The sequence below is a fragment of the Cohnella sp. WQ 127256 genome (genome assembly GCF_024519285.1).
Classification (GTDB): Bacteria; Bacillota; Bacilli; order Paenibacillales; family Paenibacillaceae; genus Cohnella.
The window spans coordinates 78,594-101,320 of the sequence record NZ_JAMZCY010000006.1 but is presented as its reverse complement, the minus strand read 5'-3'; the positions used below and the strand labels follow the sequence as shown (position 1 = coordinate 101,320).

Sequence of the window (22,727 nt, the reverse complement as noted above, 5' to 3'; positions counted from 1 at the left end):
TCACCCTTTTCGCTCGAGAATTTTTAGCTTGAACTTTTGACGCGATCCACCCTCAGGTCCATTAGCAACTCTTTCATCCGGTTTAAATCCATTTTTGATATACAACTCTCTTGCCGGCAACCCATCCGCTATATCGGTACCGAATGTTGTAACGGTAACCTCTGCCGGGCTGGGAACAAGAGTTAAGACGTATGTCATTAAAGCAGTGGCAACACCACTTTTTCTTGCCCTTGATGCAACAGCAAGCCATCCAATGTTATATAAAGGAGCTGCAGACGAAGAGAATAACAGCCCACCCAATAGAGATGAGCCTGGCGGCCCGTCATTTTCACGTATACAAAAAGCACTTCCCCTGCTTATATTCTTTTGAAGCGCCTGTAAGAAAATGGGATCCTCCGCCATTAGGCCGAAGAGGTATTCAACCTCCGAAGCGAGTCGTAACCAAGAAGCAATATCTTCTTCTATAGCATTCCATACGATCAAAGCAGCCCACCCACCCCTTATATAGCGATTGGTTAAAAAACAAATAAAACTTGATAAACCTGGAAATATAACTGAGAATATTTAATGAGGGAAAGCTTCATAACACATACAGTCATTATACCCCTACAACGACCTTAAGGAGTGATGGTGTTTGATTACAAACAAAACCGCAAGTAAACCAATGAGAGGTCGTTATTCTTAAACAAATAAGCACCTCTCATTAGGTAATGGGAGGCTAACAGCCAATGATGTCGTTAAGAAACATGATTCAGGTTACAGTAAATGATTTTCCCGCCAAAAAGCTTATCCAGTATTGGGAGCATGATGCGGAGACGCTAAGGTTCTGGAGAGCGAGTAGTAACTTTGTTTATGATTTTGAAAATGGCGGTATTCGTCACTTTCTGAGATTCATTCACGAAGAGGATAACACCATAGAGAATATCCAGGCTGAATTAGACTTTATGCTGTATTTGTTAGCCCAAGGATATCCGACTGTTGCTCCTGTTCGTTCCATAAGCGGACAATGGATTGAGACCCTTACAACGGATAACGGACTTTATTACGGAGTCGTTTTTGAGCAGGCCGCAGGAAAACATGTCCCAATGGATCAGATGTCGGATTTCCACTTTGAAAAATGGGGTAAATCTCTCGCTTCTCTACACCGTTTATCAGAAATGTATACCCCAGCGACAACTTCACAAAGAAGCTGGGAAGATGCACTCGCGTATATCTCATCGGTCTTGCAGCGTTACCCCAAGGAGATAGGTGCTCGACAAGAACTTGAGCGATTACGAGGTCAGCTCTCGGAGCTTCCAATTGGCGCGGGACATACAGGGATGATCCATTATGATTTTGAGACTGATAATATTTTCTACGACGATGAGGAAGCGCGATATTGTGCGATCGATTTCGACGATGCCATGGTTCATTGGTTCATGATGGATGTTACATCCGCCATATCTGATCTTCTCGAACAGGATGAAGAAGCCAAGCAGAACATTCAGCAGTTCCTTGTCGGGTATAGATCAGTGAAGGTTTTAGACGAGACATATTTAAGCTTACTTCCCGTGTTCCAGAGGTTTAGTGAACTCTATACTTTCGCACGATTGCTTCGCAGCGTTGAGAATATGGATGACTCTCCATCTCCGGAGTGGGCTATTAAGCTGAAAAATAAGCTAATTGGGATATGCGACCGAATACGCGGAGGTTATCGACCGGTAGTGGAACTCAGACCGATCAATACACACAATTGGTACGAATGCACTGAGCTTCAAGTATCGGATGAGCAGAAAAGCGTCTTCCCTGTTCAAGCGGTCTATTGGTTGGCTGAGTCCGCCTATTGCGGATTCACTCCTCTTGCTATGTACACCGGTGAACAATTAGTGGGGTTTACGGTTTATGCAGTCGATCCCGATGAAGGAAGCTATTGGATCATGGCCTTCATGATCGATCATAAGTTCCAACAGAGTGGTTTGGGACGATCAGGTATGGAGGAGCTTGTGCGCTATATCAAGGAAAAGCACGCCTGCGACAAAATCGTGCTAGGCCATCGACCGAATAATGAGAGAGCGGCTCAGCTATACGCTTCTCTAGGTTTCCAAGCAGTGAATCGAGATGACTCTGAAGTCATTCGTGAATTGAAATTCTAAAACCATGAAGAGGCTGCATCAGAAGGTCGCTATAACCCTTCTGATGCAGCCTTTTACATACGACTCCAATTGTCCTACGCTACTATTTCCGATTAGCAGACTTAATCAAATCTTTTCTCCAGAAATCGATCACCGTATGGTCTGCAAACTCCATGGAAGACCACGAGTTCTTATATTTCAAACCTAGACCATCCATCATCTCTATTGTGTTTTTAACTTCCGATTTCTCCACTCTCAGCTCCATGGATACCACGTTTTTAATAATATTTTTTAACATGTCCAATTCTGAAGTTGTCATTGATTTGTTATCCCCTTCAAGCTTTCCTATTTGGTTATCATTAAAATGAGCAGATTAGGTGTCCGCCATTCGTCTTGACCTTAAATATTCGATATTCGATATTCCATAACAACGCCCTTTTCACAGTAAAAACCCACCTCAGGATTCACAGCCAAAGGTGGGTTAAACCTGTTCAGTTTGAATGGTCACGCATCCAAGCTTTCGTTATCCGCCGAGTGTTTGCGCACCCAGACTATCTATTGCCATTCTAGCATGTGCCCTGCAATGAAAACAAATCGCGCCTCTTATGCTCCAATGTCACAAAACGATTCGTTCGTCTGTCTTACATGGCTTTAAATTCGGTGCGGAACCCCTCAATCTCAATTCCTCATCTATTTTACGTCAGTTTATATTACATATTTAGAGTTTTAAGTGTCATAAAAGGCTCTAATCTTCATTGTGTGTCATATTAATTAACACAAAGTTGTTGATGAACAGTCTAGTCTCTGTTATGGTAATACAAAGAACTACGAAGCCGGCTGACGCCAGTACAACTAAGAACGAAAACAGGAGGCGTTTGATATGCAAATCGCATTAATCGCTCATGACTCGAAAAAAGAAGAAATGGTCAACTTCGTCATTGCCTATAAGCATATTTTCGAAGCCCATAACATTCTGGCCACCGGTACGACAGGCACACGAGTCATGCTGGAATGCTTTGTTAAGGTTAATCGATTAAAATCCGGCCCTCTCGGTGGCGATCAACAAATCGGATCTCTAGTTGCGAGCAACGAAATTGATCTGGTTATCTTCTTGAGGGATCCTCTTGTCGCACAGCCACACGAGCCCGACATTACCGCCCTGCTTCGTCTCTGCGATGTGCAATGCATCCCTCTCGCAACGAATATTGCGACCGCGGAATTGTTAATTAAATCGATGGAAAGAGCAGATTTTGCCTGGAGAGACGTCGTTAAAGCAAAATATAAGCAATTACCTAAGACAGGAACCGATGACTAACCCACCTGGTTCGTATATTAACCATCGATCATTTAACGGTATAACGAAAGAAATAGACCTGATCCGCCTCTTACCAGGCGCGACAGGTCTATTGTCTTAACGAACAAACTTCTCTTGCTGACCAGGTCCATCTGAAGGCGAAGCATCGTTGGCCCTCACCCGATAATGCGTCCCGAGCTGTAAGGCGAAACGTTCAAGGCATCGCTCGATACTCTCGACCATCCGAACGTCGTCCGAGTCCACACCTTCCTCCCACCACCAATTGTGAATCGCTAACGGTGAATTCTTCCGATGCTTAACCGGGTCAAACCGAGCAACGATCCGGTCGCCAAAGACGACAGGTAGCACATAGTATCCGTATTTCCTCTCTGCCGCTGGCTTGTACACTTCCCAACGGTATTCGAAATCAAATAACTCCCGAATTAACTGCCTATCCCAAATCAGGTTGTCCAGCGGAGCAAGCACACTCGCCCGCTCATTCGGCCGATCGTCCGACAAGACCTTCTCCATAATCCCCATATCCGAGCTGCGCATGTAGAGGGGATGCTGTAGCCCTTCAACCTTGACACTCAAGATTCGCCCCTCTCCCACAAGTCTTGCGAACGCTTCGTTCCTTTCGAGGCTCTTCAAGCCGCGAATACCCAACCACGCATCGCTCGGCCTATTCCACAGCAAACCCACACTTCCGATACGTCGTAGCACAAACCAAGCATAATAGTGTTCTTCCGTTGCGAAAGGATCCTGTTCGGAAAGTATTTCTTCTGGAATCAGCCGTTCCGTCAGGTCGTAATACTTGCGGGTATGCGCCTTATGATGAACACCGAGTCGCCCGGAATGATACATGCCCTCTAACGCGGCGCGGGATAATCTCGTTGGCCCCCACGCCCAATCGACTTTCTCATTGTCTTCCAAATCTCCGGAACAGAGAGCTCCTCTGCTTTCGATTTCCGAACGAACCCGTTCCACAACCACCTCATTAGAGCGACACCAAGCCCCGTAGTGGTCACGAAGCCGCGAGAAATGCGGCCAATCCTCAACCGAGAAGATCGACATGCACTTGTCCCAGTAATCGATAAGCTTCCGGTCGGTATATAGTAACTCTGAGAGCATGCCGCGATCGAAATCCTCGACCTTCGACCGCAGCACGAGTTCTGGATTTGTACCGACGACATTAAGCGGATCATATTGGATACAACCAACTCTCTGAATGTAAGCCAAAACCCCCTCTTTGCCGCGGAATTCAAACTCGCCGTATAAGCCGTGATACATTAGAAGGAATTTTCTCGCCTGACTCTTCGTAATCGCGATCGAGACCGTTTCCATACGCTAGACTCTCCCATTACAATAGGATATTCTTTCGATAACTCACAAGATTCGAACCCTTCAAATCTTATTTTAACTCATCCCATCGCCATCTACCAAAAAAATACAGAGCCCCGAGGATAACCTCAAGCGCTCTGCTTATCTCATTCATATCATTCTTCCCACAGTCGCTACACAGGCAACTCTAGCCACTCTCCCGGGGAGATAGAGGCCTTGCGCGCATATTCGATCAAGGTAATGACCGCGATCGTCTCTGTAGGCTTGACCGGAGGTTGACCCGTTCGGAAAAATTCAACAAGACTACGGACGAACGGTGCGAAGAAATCGGTCTGCGCCACCACTTGCACGGATGCCCCCGCCTCATACTGGTAAGTCAGCCGGAATGGAGCATCCTCTAAGTGATGCATTGTCGCCCTGCGGCCATCCGGATACTCGATGACCAACGCAGGCGTCCTCTCCGTGCCGATAAATTGGATCCGCCGTGCATCCGCCCCCATGATCGACACGATGGGTTCGATCTGATGGATCGCATAGTTGCTGAATTTACCCGGCCCTTGGCTGCACAACGTATCGATGCGCCGACCCCCAGAACGGTGAAGCTCATCAGTATACTCCGATGCGAATCTTAACGCCGAGGATGAGAAAATCGGCGTACCGGAACGACTCGCCACTTCGAATAACCTCATTGCCGCAGCACGATCCGGCGCGAACGTCTTATCAATAAACGTCGGCTTGCCCGATCTAAGCGGCAACTCCGCCAACTGTTCATGGAATTCCGGGTGGTCTGGTGATAGTACGATGAGATAGTCGCTTTGTTCCACAACTGCCTCTATCGAGTCTAGCAACGTGATCCCGTGCTTGCGGCACCACTCCGCATTACTGAGTCCATTCGGAGAATCAATCAGGCCGTATGCGCAATTGACCTGCATGCCACCTTTCGTCGCTTCCGCGATCCAGCTAGGTAGATTATCTGCATGCCATTCGTCCAAGTAATAATCAATAAAGCCGATTGTTTTCATAACACCCTCCGATTAGTCCAACGTCATTTCTTTATGTTGATCCGACGAGTCGTAGATAGCTTGAATAATACGAGAGGATAGAATAACCGTGTCGATATGGGACGGCAACTTCTCGCCCGTGCGAATACAACTAAGGAAACCGTCGATCTCATTTTGAAACATATCGCTTGTGCGATATTGCGGAGTCGATTCCATCAAAGAGCCGTTTCGAGCACTGAATAACTGAAACTCCTTGCCATACTGAAGACGGATACCCGACTTGTCACCCAAGAAATCGATATACATCTCATCGATCCCGATATTCTGAGCCCAAGCTCCATTCAACGTAACGGTCGGCCCCTCCGTCCGGATGAGAGCCGTAACGAAATCATCTACATCGTAAGTCCCATCAAGCTTCGGAGGACCCGCCCACATATTAAGGTACGTGTAATCGCTCATATCCTTGCCCAACTTGCTATAAGCTTGCCCGGTTACCGTCTTCGGCAACGGATCACCAAGGCAATACATCACGATATCTAGAAAATGTACTCCCCAATCGATCAGCGCCCCTCCGCCAGCAATCGCCTTCGTCGTGAACGCTCCACCCAGCCCCGGAATCGACCGATGCGCACGGAAACTAACATAGACATGATAGACCTCGCCCAGCTCTCCCGCTTCGATCATATCCTTAATGACATTGACTCCAGAGTTGAACCGATTTACAACGCCGATATTGAGCACCTTACCACTTTCCCGCTGCGCCTTCTGCATCTCAAGCGCTTCGGCATACGTCCTCGCAGCTGGCTTCTCGCACAACACATTCTTGCCAGCCTGCAAGCATGCGATAGAAAGCGATGCATGCAGATGATTCGGCGTACAAATGGACACCGCTTCGACCTCAGGATCCTCTAGAATGATCCGGTAATCAGTTATGGCTTGCCCACTTCCGACGTCCGCAACCGCCGCCTCGGCACGAGATAAATCAATATCGCACAGGTATTTGATTTCTGCATCCGGATTGTCTTTATAAGCCTTAATATGCTGACTGCTCGCGATTGCACCACAGCCAATCACAGCTACCTTGATTTTACCCATTGATTTTCACCGCCATCGAGTATGTGTTTATCCTTTAATTCCGGTTAGCTTAATTCCTTCGATCAGCTGCTTCTGCGCAAAGAAGAACAGAACGATGATCGGCACAGTGAACATCGCAGCGGCCGCCATCAGCTTCTCCCACATAATATAGTGCGTCTGCATGAACGAGTACAGCCCCAAGGACAGAGTGTAATCTTTCTCATTGTTCAGATAGAGCAAAGGCCCGAGGAAATCAGACCACGTGGCTAGGAATAGCAAGACCCCAACCGTCGCGATAATTGGCTTGCAAAGCGGCAACAGAATTTGTAAGTAGATCCGCATCTCCGACGCACCGTCGATCTTAGCTGCTTGAACAAGCGATACCGGTAGCGTCATGAAAAATTGCCGGAGCATGAAGATATAATAGCCAGCGCCAGCGCTCAAGAACGCAGGTAGAACGAGCGGCACGTACGTACCAATAAGCCCAAGCTTACCCCAAATAATATAAGTAGGAATCATTGTAACTTGGTAAGGAAGCAAGAGCGTACCAATAACGATTGCAAATACGATATTTTTCCCTCTCCACTCAATGTGCGAACAGGCGTAGGCAACAAGAGGCGCAGAGATAAGCACGCCGATAACAGACAGGGCCGACACGAGAAAGGTGTTCCATGTCATCCCCGGAAAGTCGATCACCTTAAATACATCAGCATAATTTTCCCAACGCGGATGCTTCGGGAAGAACACCGGCGGAATGGCGTATAAATCCTTGTCCGACTTAATAGATGTTACTAACAGCCACAAAATCGGTGTCACGAACACAAAGCTGAATGCCGTCAATAACACATGCGATAAAAAGCGTCGATATTGGCCCCCCGTACGGAAACGACGGGAGAAGGCGCTTGTTGCTGAACTCATGTCAATCCCCCCCGTAAGTAACCCATCTGTTCGAAGTTCGGAATATTACATACGTGACGACGGACGTTATGACGAACAGCACCCACGCCATCGCGCTCGCGTGTCCCATTCGGAAGTCCACGAATGCTTCCCGGTAAAGTAGAATCGCATAGAATAGCAACGATTTCTCCGGTCCAGCCATCGTCTGGACCGAGCCCGAATTGGACATGGACGCGACCATGAACGCCTGTGCGAAGTATTGAAAGTAAGTAATCAAACCAATAATTAGTTGGAATAAAATAATCGGCGATATCGTCGGCAAGGTGATATTCATGAACTTTCTGACTTTACCCGCGCCATCGATCTCCGCGGATTCGTAAAGACTCCTCGGCACATCCTGAAGCGCAGCCAGGAAGATGATCATCGTCCCCCCAGCACCCCAAGCTCCCATCATAATAAGTGCCGGTTTCGTCCACACAGGATCGAGCAACCAGTTAGGTCCGCGAATACCTATATAATCGAGAGCCGTATTAATGAGCCCACTCTTCGGATTAAGCACCCACATCCATACGAGCGAGGTGGCGATTGCAGGAACGATGGACGGAATATAGAACAAGGTACGATAAATCGATTGTCCCCGCACCTTAATATTCAGCATTTGAGCGAGCAACAGCCCCACGATCAGGCTGATCGGAGTTGCGAACGCAACCATGTACAACGTATTCCGAATGCTTTTCCAGACTTCATCTTCCTGGAACACCCAACGATAGTTATCGAAACCGACCCAGGTAGGCGACTTAAACATATTGAAATCGGTAAAACTGTACACGAGCGAGGCTCCGATCGGGTACAAAGTAAACAGCGCGAAGCCGATAAGGAACGGGCTCGAGAACAGCAGCCCCGTAATCGTCGCTTTTTTGATCATGCGGTCACCCCCGGTTCATGGAGTAGAGAGCCCCTCCGTCCGAGAACGAAGGGGACTTCTAAGCTGTTCTTTCCGATATTCGGAATATTGGGTTATTTTAATGTTGCAGAGAGAACCCCTTCAAGCTTGCTCATCGTCTCTTCAGGCGTCTTCTTCAAGTTGTACATAAGCTCCAGTTGCTCTGCAAGCGCCTTGTCGAAATCGCTACGTTTCGCGAAATGCGGAATAGATTTCAAGTTCGGGCTCATAGTCAACGGAATGACTTGATCCGAATCAACCATATCCTTCATCGCCGGGCTAGACATTGCACTCTTGGTAGCTGGAACGTTACCCATAAGGGATAAGAACTTCGCCAAAGGCTCTGCGGAGTAGAGGTATTTCATGAATTCCCAAGCGCCATCTACGTTCTTGGACGTCTTAGCGATGTAGAAGATCGAGCTTCCAGTAATCCCGCTACCCGCCGTTTCTGGCTTGCCTTCCAGATACGGAAGGGCCGCAATGCCATAGTCGACATCAATTTGCTTGCTCTTGATCGTGGCAGAAAGCCAAGGACCGTCGAAGCGGATCGCCTGCTTACCAATCAGGAACGGATCAGTAGGATCCAACCATTTGCCAGACGCTTGAATCTGACGGATGTTGTCTACGCCGAACTTCGTATTGTAATCACGGATCATATTCATCGCCGCTAGGGTACCTTCGTTGTTAAAGGTAAGGGCAGAAGCATCTTCATTCACGTAAGTAGATCCAAAACCGTATGCGAGTGCATTGAATAAATAAGCCTCTGAAGGATAGGACGGAGAGCCCAGCACATCTATCGTTCCGTTGCTGTTCACCTTCGTCGTCTTGACCATGACATCGTATAGCTCCGCACTAGTCTTCGGCGGTTCCGTAAATCCCGCATCGGCTAGCAGCTTCTTATTGTAGTACATAACAGAGAAGTTAACGTTAAGCGGTAGCGCGTATTGCTTGCCATCAAAGTTACCAGAAGCGAGAGCGGCCGGCACGAAGTCCGACACGTCGTATCCATCCCTAGCAATCAGATCGTCAAGCGGCAACGCTATCCCTTGTTGTGCATACTGGGGAACAACGAAATCGAATGAGTCCGTAAGATCGGGGCCTTTGCCACCGGCAATCGCAACCTTAATTTTCTGCTCGTCTGGCACGGACAGCCCTTCCACCAAGTATTTATCTTGGCTTGCGTTGAAGTCCTTAATGATTTGCTCAAGCGCTTCGCCTTCGGCTCCACCCCACAAGTACCATACGGATACTTTAGACTTCTCGCCTACCGGCTTCGAGGATTCGTTCGCGGATGCAGCCGGTGAACTGCTGGCGCCACCTTCCTTGTTGCCATTGTTGCCGCCACACGCCGCTAACACCGTAGACAATAACATCACCGTAACTAACATACTCGCCGCTTTTTTACTGTTCTTTGCTCGCATACTTTCTTCACCCTCGCCTCTTTATGTTATTTTATCTAACACAAACCCTTGCGAACCTCCCCTTCAACACCCCCCTAAACTAATCCACATTCATTAATGTCAATATAACTCACATATTAATAAAAATGATATATCTTTTTTGAAAAATAATTAAAAAAATTATTCCACCATAAAATGTCATGATAACCCTTACATTTTATCGTTTGCTGCAATGGCAGATAACTCTACGTTAGCAGTCGTCTGCCAAGTCACTTAAGAAGTTTGTTCTTGACGGGCCGCTTCCCGAATCGCACTCGCGAATCTGCGCGTGATATCCTGAGGTCGCGTAATCGCCGTTCCGACGACGACGGCATACGCCCCCACCTTCAAACACTCCGCGGCTTCAGAAGGAGTCCATATTCGTCCTTCCGCTAATACGGGAACGTCACCTAATGCGGATAAGCGACGAACAAGTTCAATGTCTGGTCCATCATTAGACAGACTGTGCGGTGTATAACCGGACATAGTCGTCGACACAAGATCGACGCCAAGCTTCATCGCAGTTACGCCCTCGTCGTAAGTTGACACGTCCGCAACAATAAGTACTCCCGGACATTGTTCTCTAATAGACTGTACGAAGTGCTCAAGCTCTTCTCCACCCGGCCTTGTCAACGAAGTCGCGTCAATAGCAACGAATTCCGCTCCGGCCTCTGCAATCTCCCGGACTTCACGAATCGTCGGAGTGATATACACAGCCGAATCCGGATAGTCCTTCTTGTAGAGTCCGATAATCGGAAGCTTGCATCTCCGCTTGATCGCTCGAACATCCTGCGGGGTATTCGCCCGAATCGCGATAGCCCCTCCCTCTTGTGCGGCTACGGCCATGGCAGCCATATACTCAGGTCCGTAGAGCGGTTCATCCTCCAGCGCCTGACAAGAGACAATAATGTTTTGCGCCAACTGTGCAATTAAATTCTGAGTCATTCCATCACCTGTTATCCTGAGTTTGCTCACGATTTGTTGAATCGCTATTGATCTGTGATGGGCTCATTATATCAACAGTTTTCGAATAAATAAAGATATTTTTTATTTTAAAAAATAAAGCAGATTTATTCTCCAAAACCTATGTTATAATTGGCTCATTATTTATATAACCACACAGGAGGCTTTTACATGTCCGCTATTGTTTACGTTCCATTAGATGAACGACCTTGCAACGCCGGTTATCCGGTTCAGATAGCGGCCGCTACCGATCTCCACATGATCTCTCCGCCTTCGGAGCTACTCGGCAACAAGAAACAGCCTGCCGATACGACTAAGCTATGCTCTTGGCTGATCGAGCATGCTTCAACGGCCGATAGGTTGATTCTGTCTATCGACATGATCGTCTATGGCGGTATCGTACCGTCCCGGCTCCATTCCTGGAGTTTCGAGCAATGCGCCGAACGCCTTCGGACGATTGCCGAATGCAAGCGAATCAATCCCCAGCTTCGTGTATACGCATTCAATCTTATTATGCGGGCGCCCGCGTATAGCAGCAGCGAAGAGGAGCCCGACTACTACGCGGAGTACGGTGCAGAGCTTGCGCGTAATGGCTGGTTGCAAGACAAGCTGCAACGAGATGGATGGACGGAGGAGGAACGGGCGGAGAGCGAAAGCATCGCGCAACGGCTCCCCCAAGAAGTCCGTGATGAGTTCATAGGGCGTAGACAGACGAACGCCTCCGTTAATCGCTTGTCCATCGATCTCGTGCGCGATGGTGTTATCGACTTCCTGATCATCCCATTGGATGATAACGCCAAGTACGGATACACCTCGCAAGAGCAGCGCAAGCTGCTTCAGATTATTGAACGGGAACGATTGATGAACCGCGTTCATATGTACCCCGGTGCTGACGAAATTGGATGCACGCTATTCTCTCGCGTTTTCTGCGAATTAAAAGAATATCGTCCCGAAGTATTCATCCGACACGCATCGACGAACGGTCCGTTCATCCTTCCCAAATACGAGGATCGCTCCCTCGGCGAGAGCCTCAAGTCGCATTTAACCGCAGCTGGCGCCTTCATCTGCGACGGCTCGGCCGAAGCCGATGTCGTGCTGATGGTCAATTCCCCGCCCATCGGCGCCCATGAGATGGCGGAGACGGATTCCGAGTATGAGAAACGACATTCCTCCTACTTCTCCGAGGTCGGATTGCGTGAATTCGTAGGGGCCATCCGCGCTTATTCCGACAAAGGTAAGCTGATAGCCCTAGCCGATGTCGCTACCTGCAACGGAGGCGATGAATCGCTCATGAATCTCGTGTCCGATTCGGGACTTCTGCCTCACTTGTCCGCTTATGCTGGCTGGAATACATCAGGTAATACGCTTGGCACAGTCATAGCCCACGCCATTGTAGAGTCTTACTACCGGCGTTCCGATCTTCAGCCCATTGAAGGCAGGGAACACCAAAGCAAGCTATTCTATTGGTCTCGGTTAATCGAAGATTGGGGCTACCAAGCGGTCGTCCGTACCGATATCGTCAAGAACAATCTAGAAGCCTTAGGTGGTAGCTACTTCCATATCTCTCACATACAAGATGCGGTAATCGATTTGATTAACGATAAGTTGAAGCTATTCTTAGCACGGAATGCAGCAGATTTACACCCCGAACGAATGCGGATTCGAGATATTCAGCTCCCATGGAACCGGATGTTCGAGGTCAGCTTCACACTGGAAGCAGATTCCATTACTCAAAAATAAAGAGCCAGGCCCCTTGCGCATGAAGCTATCGCTTCTCGTAAGGGGCCTGACTATTGCCGTTACATTAACCGTTCCCGTAGAGCCATACCTGAGCGGCAGCTCCGATTACACCCGCGTCATTCCCGACATATGCCGGAAGAAGGCGATATGCAGATCTGACAGCCGTGGACGTGCGACTCTTAATTTCTTGATCTAACGCGTTCAAGAACGGAGCACCCGCCTCCGCTACTCCGCCGCCCAAGATAACCGCTTGAGGATTACACATATGAATATAGCCTGCAATCGCCGCCGCTAACGCGCGAATCGCGATATCCATTACTTGAGAGGCATATCGCTCGCCCTGAAGCCACGCCTGCGTGATCGCCCTGGAATCCGGCTGCCACGGAACAATCCCGCCTGCTCCAGCCAACACTTCCCGACCCAGTCTCGCTATTCCCGATCCGGAGGCATAGAGCTCAACGCAACCATTGTTTCCGCAGTTTTCGCAAATCGGGCCGTTAAAATCAACGGACACATGCCCCAGTTCTCCCGCACAGCCTTTCGCGCCTCGAACGACACGCCCCGCTTCGACGATCGCGCCGCCGATTCCCGTGCCCAAGGCAACGACGATAAAGCTGTCCAAGCCGCGCCCCGCACCATACATTTGCTCCGCAACAGCAATCGCGTTCACATCGTTATCGGCATACGCAGGAAGAAGATAACGTTCCTTCAAGATCCTCGTGATCGGAGTTCCAGTCCACCCCGGAAGCTGAGAACCCGCATACTCTACCGTTCCAGTTACGAAATTAATCTGACCGGCACTTCCTACGCCGATCCCAGACGCTTTCGATCCACTCGGCATTCGTTGAATCATTGTGTCAACACCTTGGAGCACCAAGCTCATCACGTGGTCCGCACCTAGCTGCGCTTCACTCGGCACCCGATGACTGTCAACGATGCGTCCCTCTCGATCCACAACTGCGAAATGAATCTTCGTTCCGCCGATGTCCACCCCGATTGCGTATTCCATTCTTGTCACCTTCCATTGTTGGCAGATGTACTCTAAGTTGCTCAAATCCAATATACACGCGGAATCTTTTTCGATTAATAGAGCTTGTCCACGACCGAGCGAGCAGTTTTCTCCAAAGCCTGTCCCGCCCCTTCCATCTTCAACGACAAGATCGTCGTCAGAATGCTTAGCAGATGAATCTGCATGAACTTCGTCGACAGCGCACCACCCTCAGTGGGCATCTCTCTGGAGGGAACGAGCAACACCACATCGGCATAAGCGACAATCGGTGAACGATAATGGCTTGTCATACAGATGACAGAAGCTCCGTTTGCCTTAGCTTGCTTCACTGGATCAACCACGTCTCTAGTGCTACCGGACGTTGAGATGACGAAGACGAGATCCCCCGTCTTCACGAGCGAAGCCGACATAGCAATGATATGCGAGTCCCGGTGAGCTTCAACATTAAACCCCGTCCGCATGAGCCGATAGTGTAGATCAAGTGCCGTAATCCCGGATGACCCTACTCCGTATACGTAAATTTTATTGGCCGTCAACATCAAGTCGACCGCAAGCCCCAAGCTTTCCTCGCCGAGAAGTTCAACCGTGTTCTTCAGCATCGTTTCATGGTACATCGACACCTTGCGAGCAACCGTTATCATGTCATCCGCTTGATCGATGACCGCATCCGACAACGAAGACGGGCGATCCACCAAATTTTGCGCAACAGACAATTTGAACTCGTGATACCCTCGGAATCCAAGCGTACGACAGAACCGAATGACAGAAGTTTCTCCGACTCCCGCCTGTTCAGCCAAATCCGTTACCGTAGCTAGAACCGCTTCCTCCGGATTGCCCAGAACCGCGTCCGCTACTTTCTTCTCCGCTTTCGATAAAGAAGAATACACACTTGAAATCATCAGTAATGTATTCGATTGATTAAGCTTAGGACCTACTCTAGCCAACCTTTCCCCACCCGCTTCTAGTATTGATATATAGATTAAGCATAGTAGATTCCAGACTCTATGACAAGCATAAAGGTAATTAAATTCTTTTTTTGTTTAGTATTCGGAGAAATTTTCCTTTCACATTAGAACATGCCCCGTTTGATGCTGGCGTCCTCCAACTCTTCGTCGCGGTAACCGGATATACAATTGAAACCATGTCACTAAAGCTACGTATTTATTCCCTGAGATGCTTTTCCACAAACCGCATAGAAACCCTAACTCCAAAGGGAGTAGCTGCAATGTAACATAAAGTCACGAGAGCCTGCTAAGGGTTCGGCTTTATTATCCGTATGACCAATACGGCGTTATCAGCGAGACCTTTGTCCAAATTCGGTGAAGGTCTCTTGTGTATTTTGGGAAAGACTAGATATTAAAGTAAATATTTTACTCCAGGGGGATGTCAAATGGATTTCGGTTTATTGTTGGAGTATGGTTGGGTACTGCTCGTACTTATTGCGCTTGAAGGATTGCTCGCTGCCGACAACGCTCTTGTGCTTGCCATTATGGTGAAACACTTGCCTGAGCAGGAACGGAAGAAGGCATTATTCTACGGTTTAGCAGGTGCGTTCGTATTCCGCTTCGCTTCGTTATTCGTGATCTCGTTCTTGGTGGACGTATGGCAGGTACAAGCTATAGGAGCTTTATACCTTCTGTTTATTGCATTGAACCACATTTTCCGTAAGCTCATCGTGAAGAAGGGCGAACAATCCGCGGACAAGAGCTCGGAAAAGAAAAAAAGCGGATTCTGGATGACGGTTTTCAAGGTCGAGGTTGCGGATATCGCTTTTGCCATCGACTCCATTCTAGCCGCAGTCGCTCTAGCCGTCGCGTTGCCAACTACAACCTTGCCTAAGATCGGCGGAATGGACGGCGGACACTTCATCGTAATTTTCCTAGGCGGATTTATCGGTCTTATCATTATGCGATTCGCCGCGAATATGTTCGTGAAGCTGCTGGAGAGCAGACCTTCTTTGGAAGTTGCTGCTTTCGTTATCGTCGGCTGGGTCGGTGTCAAGCTGGCGGTCCATACGCTGGCGCATCCGTCTCTAAACGTCATCCCCCACGATTTTGCGGAATCAACAGGCTGGAAGCTGACCTTCTATGTGGTGCTTCTGGGCATCGCCTTAACCGGGTGGTTGTTGTCTGGAAAGAGTAAAGATAAAGAGCCGTCCAAAGCGGCATAATTAAGCATACCACCTTTCCGAACACATCAAATAAAGCAACGGCGCACCATCCGCCGTTGCTTTTTCTTTTTCGCCACCAAACAAGCTTCAGCAAACAAGCTATCTTAATTGAAGCTACGCAATTCTAGATTGCGTGGATCAACTTGGCTGTCTCAAAAGTTTTCACCTTTGGGACAGCCTCTGCTGCACCCTTCGCAATTCGCTCCCACTGCACGACCTTAAAATTCTGGTTGAGCTCTTTGTCACCTTCCATGATATTTATCAACAGAATGTAAATGATAAGGGGAGGAAATAATTGGATCGGTTTTGTATACCTCCAACTATTCACTTCACTTAACAATCGGCTTATACTTGGAAGTCGATAAATATGTCACAGTCCATACGCACAAGAAAGAGGAAATTATGAATAGAAACAGACTACAACGCTTGTACATTCCGCTCATTGTCTTCACGCTTCTGCTGTTATCGATCATATCCATAACTTCATTAGCTAAGACCGATTTGGCTCATGCGGCAAAAGAGCCTACGTCAGCAGTCAAGAAACTCGTGATGGGGACTTCCCCCGACTACCCTCCTTATGAAAGTGTAGATGCGAAAAATAACGGTGAAATTGTCGGTTTGGATATCGACATCGCCAAATACATTACGAGTCAGCTCGGCTATGAGCTGGAGATTACCAGTATGGACTTTAGCGGACTGATCGCCGCCCTTCAAACGGAGCGAGTCGATTTCGTCATGTCCGGGATGTCGGTTACCGATGAGCGCAAGAAAAGCGTAGCTTTCTCCGATAGCTACTACACCGCGCGGAATACGATCGTCTCCCAGAAAAAAAATGGATTCGAAACCGTCGAACAGCTCTCGGGCAAGCTCGTCGGGACCCAGCTTGGCTCCACTCAAGATCAGTTCGCAGAAACGATACCGGGCGCTAAGCACAAAAAGCTCAATAAAATTGCCGACCTTATTCAAGAATTGAACTCTGGGCGAATCGATGCCGCAATTGTTGAAGATGCCGTCGCGATTGAAATGGTCCTTGCAAACTCGGATCTTGCCATGAACTTCATTCCAGTCGTGGAGGAAGCTAACGGATATGCCATCGCATTTCCTAAGCAGACCGCGCTAGTCGCCGACTTCAATCGTATGCTCGATCAGATGAAGGAAAATGGTGAGCTGCAAAACATTATCGATAAATGGTTCGAAGAAAAGCAAGCAGACACATCGGGGCAGACAGGCTTCCTCAATATTGATTTTCGCGTGCTGGATGGGTACGTACCTTATATTCTTAAGGGCGTATATGTCACCTTGCTGTTCACGCTCGTCTCTGCCTTACTCGGATTATTCTGGGGAACGATTCTCTCTCTCTTCAAAATCTCGGGTATTCGACCGTTGCAATGGTTTGCTACCGCTTATACCTCGGTATTCCGCGGAACGCCTTTGCTCGTACAGCTTACGCTTATCTATTATGCGGTTCCGCAGCTATTCAACTTCGACATCCCTGCACTACTTGCAGCAGGACTTGCGTTCGGACTGAATTCAGCAGCGTACTTATCGGAAACGATTCGCGGCGGGATTATGGCGGTTGACAAGGGTCAACGAGAAGCCTCGATTGCCCTTGGGATTCCTTATCGGAAAATGATGGTGCGCATCATATTCCCACAGGCTCTTCGTCACATTTTGCCCGCGCTGGTGAATGAATTCGTCGCTCTGCTTAAGGAATCTTCGCTCGTCTCCGTCATCGGAGTCACCGAATTGATGCGTCGTGCCGACGTTGTTAGAGCTAGCACCTTCCGTTCTTTCGAGGCGCTGCTGCTTGTTGCCGCGATCTATTACGTGCTTGTGCTCGTACTCACATCTCTTGCTCGTATGCTGGAAAGGAGACTACGCCGAAGTGATTAACATAACGAATTTAACGAAAGCCTTTGGCAAAGCTCAGGTGCTTAAAGGCATCTCGACCCAAGTAGATCAGGGCGAGGTTGTCGCGTTGATCGGACCGTCCGGCTCTGGCAAATCGACTTTTCTACGCTGTCTGAACCTACTCGAAACCCCAACCTCCGGCACCATAACGATTGATGGGGTGGAGTTGACGAATCCAAAAGTCGATGCTGCTCAAGTTCGTCTGCGAATTGGCATGGTGTTTCAGCACTTTCATCTGTTTCCCCACATGACCGTGCTCGACAATATTACCTTTGCACCTATCGAGGTTAAGGGATTATCCGTGGAAGCTGCTCGGGCTAAAGCCCATGAACTACTCGCCAGAGTCGGTCTTTCGGATAAAGCCGATAGTTATCCTTCACGGCTCTCCGGTGGACAGAAACAACGTGTCGCCATTGCACGCAGCTTGGCGATGGAGCCTGATATTATGCTCTTCGACGAACCAACCTCGGCGCTCGATCCTGAGATGGTCAAAGAGGTTCTGAACGTTATTCGCACACTCGCAGACAGTGGGATGACAATGCTTATCGTCACCCACGAGATGAAATTTGCACGCGAAGCTGCAGATACGATCTACTTCCTCGATGATGGGAAGCTCGTTGAACGGGCGACTCCGGAGCAATTTTTCAGCAATCCGCAGAGTGAACGCGCCGCTCGTTTTTTGGAGCAGGTATTATAAATGTGCATACAACAAACCCCACCCGAAGCCACTTTAATGTAGGCTTGAGGTGGGGTTTTCTTGTTCAATCCTTAGACAGCGCCCATGTGAGGGTACTCCACTATCTCTTCTCTTGGATTTCCTTCACCATATGCGCGGCTATCTCAGACACCGACATGGAGCCGATATCCCCTTCTCCTCGATGTCTAACCGCCACAGTTCCAGAGATTCTCTCCTTCTCTCCGATTACGAACATGTAAGGAACCTTCTCCAACTGTGCTTCGCGGATTTTGTAGCCTAGCTTCTCCGCTCTAATATCGACGTCCACGCGAATTCCCGCTTCCGCGAGTTCTTGCTTAACTTGGAGCGCATAATCAATAAAGTTGTCCGAGACCGGTAGCAACTTCGCTTGCACGGGAGCTAACCAGAGTGGAAACGCCCCGCTGTAGTGCTCAGTCAGCATACCTATAAACCGATCAATCGAGCCGTAAACCGCGCGGTGAATAACGACCGGACAATGCTTGTTATTATCCTCACCGATGTACGTAAGATCGAATTTCCCCGGCATCTGAAAATCTAGCTGAATCGTTCCACATTGCCAGCTACGTTTAAGTGCATCAAGAATATGAAAGTCGATTTTCGGTCCGTAAAAGGCTCCATCGCCCTCATTGAGATGATAATCGATCCCCCGCTTCTCCAACACATTCTGCAACGATTGTTCCGCCTTATCCCATATCTCTTCCGAACCCATGAAATCCTCAGGCCGAGTCGACAGCTCGATCTTATATTCAAAGCCGAACACCTGATAAATGTGGTCGATTAGAGCAATCACCTTACTGATTTCATCTTCAATCTGATCTGGCCGCAGGAAAATGTGAGCATCATCCTGACAAAATGTGCGAACCCGCATCATTCCGTTAAGTGCCCCCGAATACTCATGACGATGAACCTGACCAAATTCAGATATGCGTATAGGTAGCTCTCGATATGAATGCAGACTGTTTTTGAAAATAAGCATGTGTCCCGGACAGTTCATCGGCTTAAGCGCAAACTTCGTTTCATCTACCTGAGTAAAGTACATATTGTCTTTGTAATGATCCCAATGCCCCGAATTCTCCCATACCCGACTATTCATCATAAACGGGGTACGCACTTCATCATATTCCCCTTTGTTCTGAACTTCGCGCGAGAAGTTCTCAAGCTCTGTCCGGAGCGTCATTCCCTTCGGAAGATAGAACGGCATACCTGGCGCTTCTTCGGAGAACATGAACAACTCAAGCTCTTTGCCCAGCTTACGGTGATCCCGTTTCTTAGCTTCCTCCAACAGGCTCAGATGCTCAGATAATTGGTCACCCTTCGGAAAAGAAGTGCCATAGATTCGCTGAAGCACCTTATTGTTAGAGTCGCCACGCCAGTATGCGCCCGCCACATTAAGCAGCTTAAACGCCTTGATTCGACCCGTGGATGGGAGATGAGGTCCCCGGCAAAGATCCACGAATTCCCCTTGTTCATACAGGGTAATAACGGCATCCTCCGGCAGATCCCGGATGAGCTCTAGCTTGAGCGGATCCTCAAGCTTCTCGAATAGGTTCTTCGCCTCCCGTCGACTTACAACACGTCGAACGATAGGAAGGTTCTCTTGCACAATCTTCCCCATCTCACGTTCAATGGCGACAAGATCATCGATAGATAACGGCTTCTCAATATCGATATCATAATAAAATCCGTCCTGAATCACCGGTCCGATTCCCAGCTTTACGGCTTGATCCCCGTAGATTCTCTTGATCGCTTGGGCCATCAGATGGGCTGTGCTATGACGATAAACCTCTAAGCCTTCTTTGCTGTCGAGTGTAATAATCTCGATGTGGCTATCCTCCTCGATCGACCTATTCAGATCAACGGGAATGCCATTTATTTTGCCTGCTACCGCGCTTTTCTTCAGGCTTAGGCTGATGAGCTCCGCTACCTGTTCAATCGTCGTCCCCTGTTCTACCTCTCGTATCTTTCCATCCGGCAATGTAACTTTGATGACCATGATTAAGCCTCCTAGGGTTTATTTGAACGCAAAAAAACGCACATCTCCACAAAGGGACGAGTGCGTTCAGCTCGTGGTTCCACCCTAATTCGATCCGCCGCAATCATGAATTGGCAATAGGCCAGAACATGTTGAGCAAGATCCTTAATCGGTATCCATTAACGGGGATAAGACGGTATCGCATACTACTGTGGTGACCCAAGGGTTACGCTCACAGGTTCAACGTTACAGCTACAAAGGGGTAATTTCGCTTCCGCTTGCTTGAGAGGCTTTCAGCCTGAACCTCTCTCTCTGTGAAGCTCGTAAAGGAAATCATGTCTTTGATCATCGCTTGATGGGTATTTCTTGTGATCATTATAGGTGCAATGATCATCGAGGTCAACAGGCGAGTGTTGTACTACCCTAGCTCAAATGGTAAATATTATAACTTAAAACGTTCACAATCTGTTCACTTATGAGGAGGCTATCTCTCTCTCTATAATTACAAGAGTAAACAGAAGGGATGATGGAAATTGCCTACAACAAAGAAAGAAGAATTTTATTTTGGATTGATGATGTGTGCTGGGATGGTCGTATTCATGATGTTTTATAATTTTTTTACACACGACCTACTTGGCACGATAACCCTAAAGGAAATACTTATTCAACTTGTTACCATCTTTATTATTGCTTCCTTATTGGAAATATTCGTTGTCGGTCCAGTGGCAAAGAAGATTGCTTTTTCCTTACCCTTTGACAAATCTAAGAAGGGTTTAGTGATCCTATCTCTAGCACTTTGTATGGTAAGCGGAATGGTTCTCTGTATGTCTCTTTACGGATTGGTGACCGCTTATTTATCTAACAGCCTCATTGGAGAATCATTAGTTGAAAGTTACTTTTCACTCGTTTTTAAAAATTTTATATTTGCATTGCCTCTGCAGCTCATCATTGTAGGACCGACTGTTCGATATTTATTTGTTAAATTCGTTAAGGTTAACAGAATGACTGAAGCTGTGTGATCTTTCTGCAGAATCAACGGTATGTTTAAGCAGCATTGCGATCGTTACTGGCCCAACACCTGCTGGGACTGGGGTGATCGCACTTGCTTTTTCCAAACATGCCTCATAATACACGTCACCCATATTACCAGCATTGTATCCTGCGTCGAGCACGATCGCTCCCTCTTTAATCCAATCCCCTTGGATAAACCGCGGCTTACCTACAGCAGCCACAACAATATCACCCAAGCCGACTATTTTATCGAGATTGTTTGTTTTGGAATGGCAAATCGTTACCGTAGCATTCCTGTTTAGAAGCATAAGAGACACTGGCTTACCCAATATTGGGCTTCTACCAACGACAATAGCATGCTTACCCTCGATCGGTATCTGGTAGTAATCAAGTATCGCAATAATGGCTGCGGGCGTACAGGATGGGTAGGCTGCTAACCCAAAGGCATTTTGCGCAAATCCCATAGTTGTGACTCCATCCACGTCCTTATCTATGCTTATCGATTCGAAAGCCGCTCTCTCATCAATCTGAGTAGGAACAGGATGCTGCAGTAAAATTCCGTGTACACCGCTATCCTCGTTAAGCTGTTGGATAACGTGGATGAGTTGCTCGGTTGTTGTGTCCTTGTCCAAGCTAATCCTTCTTGATTCGATTCCGAGACGGTTGCATGCATTTCCTTTCATTCGTACGTAAGTGGCAGATGCAGGATCATCGCCAACAAGAATCGTTGCCAGACAGGGAATTACTCCTTTTGCTAAAAGTAAATTTACCCTCTCAGACAACTCATTCTTAATTTCTTGTGCGACACAGGAACCATCCAATATGCGTTTTTGTTCCAGCATTTCATACACACCCCTTTTTCGGCTATAAAAGCATAAAGAGGTAAGGGGGTATCCCCCTTACCTCTGCCCAGGCGTACGGCTAAATATGCTATGTGCTCCCTCATGGTTAGTCCATGCTCCGCCAGTCACACACAGTCGTAATATACTTAGATCATACGGCTTCGTTCCCGCGAAGACAATGATTTTTTCTGAGAAAATGTGCTCTATTAAATTAGACAGCTAGACCTACAAACAAAGACACACCATCGCCGTTCGGTGAGCTTTCTGTTCTAAGAGGAGGACTCATCAATC

The 22,727-nt window shown here is 48.0% G+C and carries 20 protein-coding genes and 1 riboswitch; of the genes, 7 read left to right on the top strand and 13 right to left on the bottom strand.

Features of this window, described 5'->3' with window-relative positions; translation table 11 throughout:
- Complete coding sequence (locus M1K58_RS18950) at positions 1 to 483, bottom strand: GNAT family N-acetyltransferase (protein ID WP_256760444.1); 483 nt, start codon at positions 481 to 483, stop codon at positions 1 to 3.
- Positions 484 to 728: 245 nt separating this feature from the next.
- Here M1K58_RS18950 and M1K58_RS18945 point away from each other — a divergent pair, with 245 nt between their 5' ends.
- A complete protein-coding gene (locus tag M1K58_RS18945) occupies positions 729 to 2,132 on the top strand; it encodes a GNAT family N-acetyltransferase (protein WP_256760443.1) in 1,404 nt (467 codons plus the stop codon).
- Positions 2,133 to 2,214: 82 nt separating this feature from the next.
- Here the strand turns inward: M1K58_RS18945 and M1K58_RS18940 are convergent, their stop codons facing one another.
- On the bottom strand, positions 2,215 to 2,430 hold the full coding sequence (locus M1K58_RS18940; RefSeq protein ID WP_256760442.1) for a hypothetical protein: 216 nt from the start codon (positions 2,428 to 2,430) through the stop codon (positions 2,215 to 2,217).
- A gap of 561 nt (positions 2,431 to 2,991) precedes the next feature.
- Here M1K58_RS18940 and M1K58_RS18935 point away from each other — a divergent pair.
- Positions 2,992 to 3,426, top strand: coding sequence for a methylglyoxal synthase (locus M1K58_RS18935; RefSeq protein ID WP_256760441.1), 435 nt, complete (start codon positions 2,992 to 2,994; stop codon positions 3,424 to 3,426).
- Between the two features lie 96 nt (positions 3,427 to 3,522).
- On the opposite strand, the gene M1K58_RS18930 is transcribed toward M1K58_RS18935, so the two are convergent.
- From M1K58_RS18930 to M1K58_RS18900, 7 genes are all read right to left on the bottom strand, one after another.
- A complete protein-coding gene (locus M1K58_RS18930) occupies positions 3,523 to 4,749 on the bottom strand; it encodes a winged helix-turn-helix domain-containing protein (protein WP_256760440.1) in 1,227 nt (408 codons plus the stop codon).
- Between the two features lie 170 nt (positions 4,750 to 4,919).
- Complete coding sequence (locus M1K58_RS18925; protein WP_256760439.1) at positions 4,920 to 5,768, bottom strand: Gfo/Idh/MocA family oxidoreductase; 849 nt, start codon at positions 5,766 to 5,768, stop codon at positions 4,920 to 4,922.
- A gap of 12 nt (positions 5,769 to 5,780) precedes the next feature.
- Entirely contained in the window at positions 5,781 to 6,842 is a 1,062-nt protein-coding gene (locus M1K58_RS18920; protein WP_256760438.1) for a Gfo/Idh/MocA family protein, read from the bottom strand.
- Between the two features lie 27 nt (positions 6,843 to 6,869).
- Complete coding sequence (locus M1K58_RS18915; protein WP_256760437.1) at positions 6,870 to 7,739, bottom strand: carbohydrate ABC transporter permease; 870 nt, start codon at positions 7,737 to 7,739, stop codon at positions 6,870 to 6,872.
- 1 nt (position 7,740) lies between these two features.
- Complete coding sequence (locus M1K58_RS18910; protein ID WP_256760436.1) at positions 7,741 to 8,643, bottom strand: carbohydrate ABC transporter permease; 903 nt, start codon at positions 8,641 to 8,643, stop codon at positions 7,741 to 7,743.
- Between the two features lie 92 nt (positions 8,644 to 8,735).
- The gene (locus M1K58_RS18905; RefSeq protein ID WP_256760435.1) at positions 8,736 to 10,082 is read right to left on the bottom strand and encodes an ABC transporter substrate-binding protein; all 1,347 of its coding nucleotides are present in this window, start codon (positions 10,080 to 10,082) and stop codon (positions 8,736 to 8,738) included.
- A gap of 252 nt (positions 10,083 to 10,334) precedes the next feature.
- Positions 10,335 to 11,045, bottom strand: coding sequence for an N-acetylmannosamine-6-phosphate 2-epimerase (locus tag M1K58_RS18900; protein ID WP_256760434.1), 711 nt, complete (start codon positions 11,043 to 11,045; stop codon positions 10,335 to 10,337).
- A 189-nt stretch (positions 11,046 to 11,234) separates the two neighbouring features.
- Between M1K58_RS18900 and M1K58_RS18895 the strand changes: the two genes are divergently transcribed.
- The gene (locus M1K58_RS18895; protein WP_256760433.1) at positions 11,235 to 12,803 is read left to right on the top strand and encodes a DUF4127 family protein; all 1,569 of its coding nucleotides are present in this window, start codon (positions 11,235 to 11,237) and stop codon (positions 12,801 to 12,803) included.
- 64 nt (positions 12,804 to 12,867) lie between these two features.
- Here M1K58_RS18895 and M1K58_RS18890 read toward each other — a convergent pair whose 3' ends face one another.
- Entirely contained in the window at positions 12,868 to 13,812 is a 945-nt protein-coding gene (locus M1K58_RS18890; RefSeq protein WP_256760432.1) for an ROK family protein, read from the bottom strand.
- A gap of 74 nt (positions 13,813 to 13,886) precedes the next feature.
- Positions 13,887 to 14,756: a MurR/RpiR family transcriptional regulator gene (locus M1K58_RS18885; RefSeq protein WP_256760431.1), complete on the bottom strand. Its 870-nt coding sequence runs from the start codon at positions 14,754 to 14,756 to the stop codon at positions 13,887 to 13,889.
- Between the two features lie 446 nt (positions 14,757 to 15,202).
- On the opposite strand from M1K58_RS18885, the gene M1K58_RS18880 reads away from it, so the two are divergent.
- From M1K58_RS18880 to M1K58_RS18870, 3 genes are all read left to right on the top strand, one after another.
- A complete protein-coding gene (locus M1K58_RS18880) occupies positions 15,203 to 15,982 on the top strand; it encodes a TerC family protein (protein WP_256760430.1) in 780 nt (259 codons plus the stop codon).
- 402 nt (positions 15,983 to 16,384) lie between these two features.
- On the top strand, positions 16,385 to 17,875 hold the full coding sequence (locus M1K58_RS18875) for an ABC transporter permease subunit (RefSeq protein ID WP_256760429.1): 1,491 nt from the start codon (positions 16,385 to 16,387) through the stop codon (positions 17,873 to 17,875).
- Positions 17,868 to 18,590, top strand: a complete 723-nt coding sequence (locus M1K58_RS18870) for an amino acid ABC transporter ATP-binding protein (protein ID WP_256760428.1) — start codon at positions 17,868 to 17,870, stop codon at positions 18,588 to 18,590. Before M1K58_RS18875 ends, M1K58_RS18870 begins: the two co-directional genes overlap by 8 nt.
- Positions 18,591 to 18,690: 100 nt before the next feature.
- Here the strand turns inward: M1K58_RS18870 and thrS are convergent, their stop codons facing one another.
- Complete coding sequence (gene thrS, locus M1K58_RS18865; protein ID WP_256760427.1) at positions 18,691 to 20,604, bottom strand: threonine--tRNA ligase; 1,914 nt, start codon at positions 20,602 to 20,604, stop codon at positions 18,691 to 18,693.
- A gap of 512 nt (positions 20,605 to 21,116) precedes the next feature.
- Here thrS and M1K58_RS18860 point away from each other — a divergent pair.
- Positions 21,117 to 21,602, top strand: a complete 486-nt coding sequence (locus M1K58_RS18860) for a DUF2798 domain-containing protein (protein ID WP_256760426.1) — start codon at positions 21,117 to 21,119, stop codon at positions 21,600 to 21,602.
- On the opposite strand, the gene M1K58_RS18855 is transcribed toward M1K58_RS18860, so the two are convergent.
- On the bottom strand, positions 21,555 to 22,436 hold the full coding sequence (locus M1K58_RS18855) for a bifunctional 5,10-methylenetetrahydrofolate dehydrogenase/5,10-methenyltetrahydrofolate cyclohydrolase (RefSeq protein ID WP_306220563.1): 882 nt from the start codon (positions 22,434 to 22,436) through the stop codon (positions 21,555 to 21,557). The two genes, M1K58_RS18860 and M1K58_RS18855, sit on opposite strands and share 48 nt — an antisense overlap.
- Positions 22,437 to 22,494: 58 nt before the next feature.
- Positions 22,495 to 22,575, bottom strand: a riboswitch (ZMP/ZTP riboswitch).
- Positions 22,576 to 22,727: the final 152 nt, after the last annotated feature.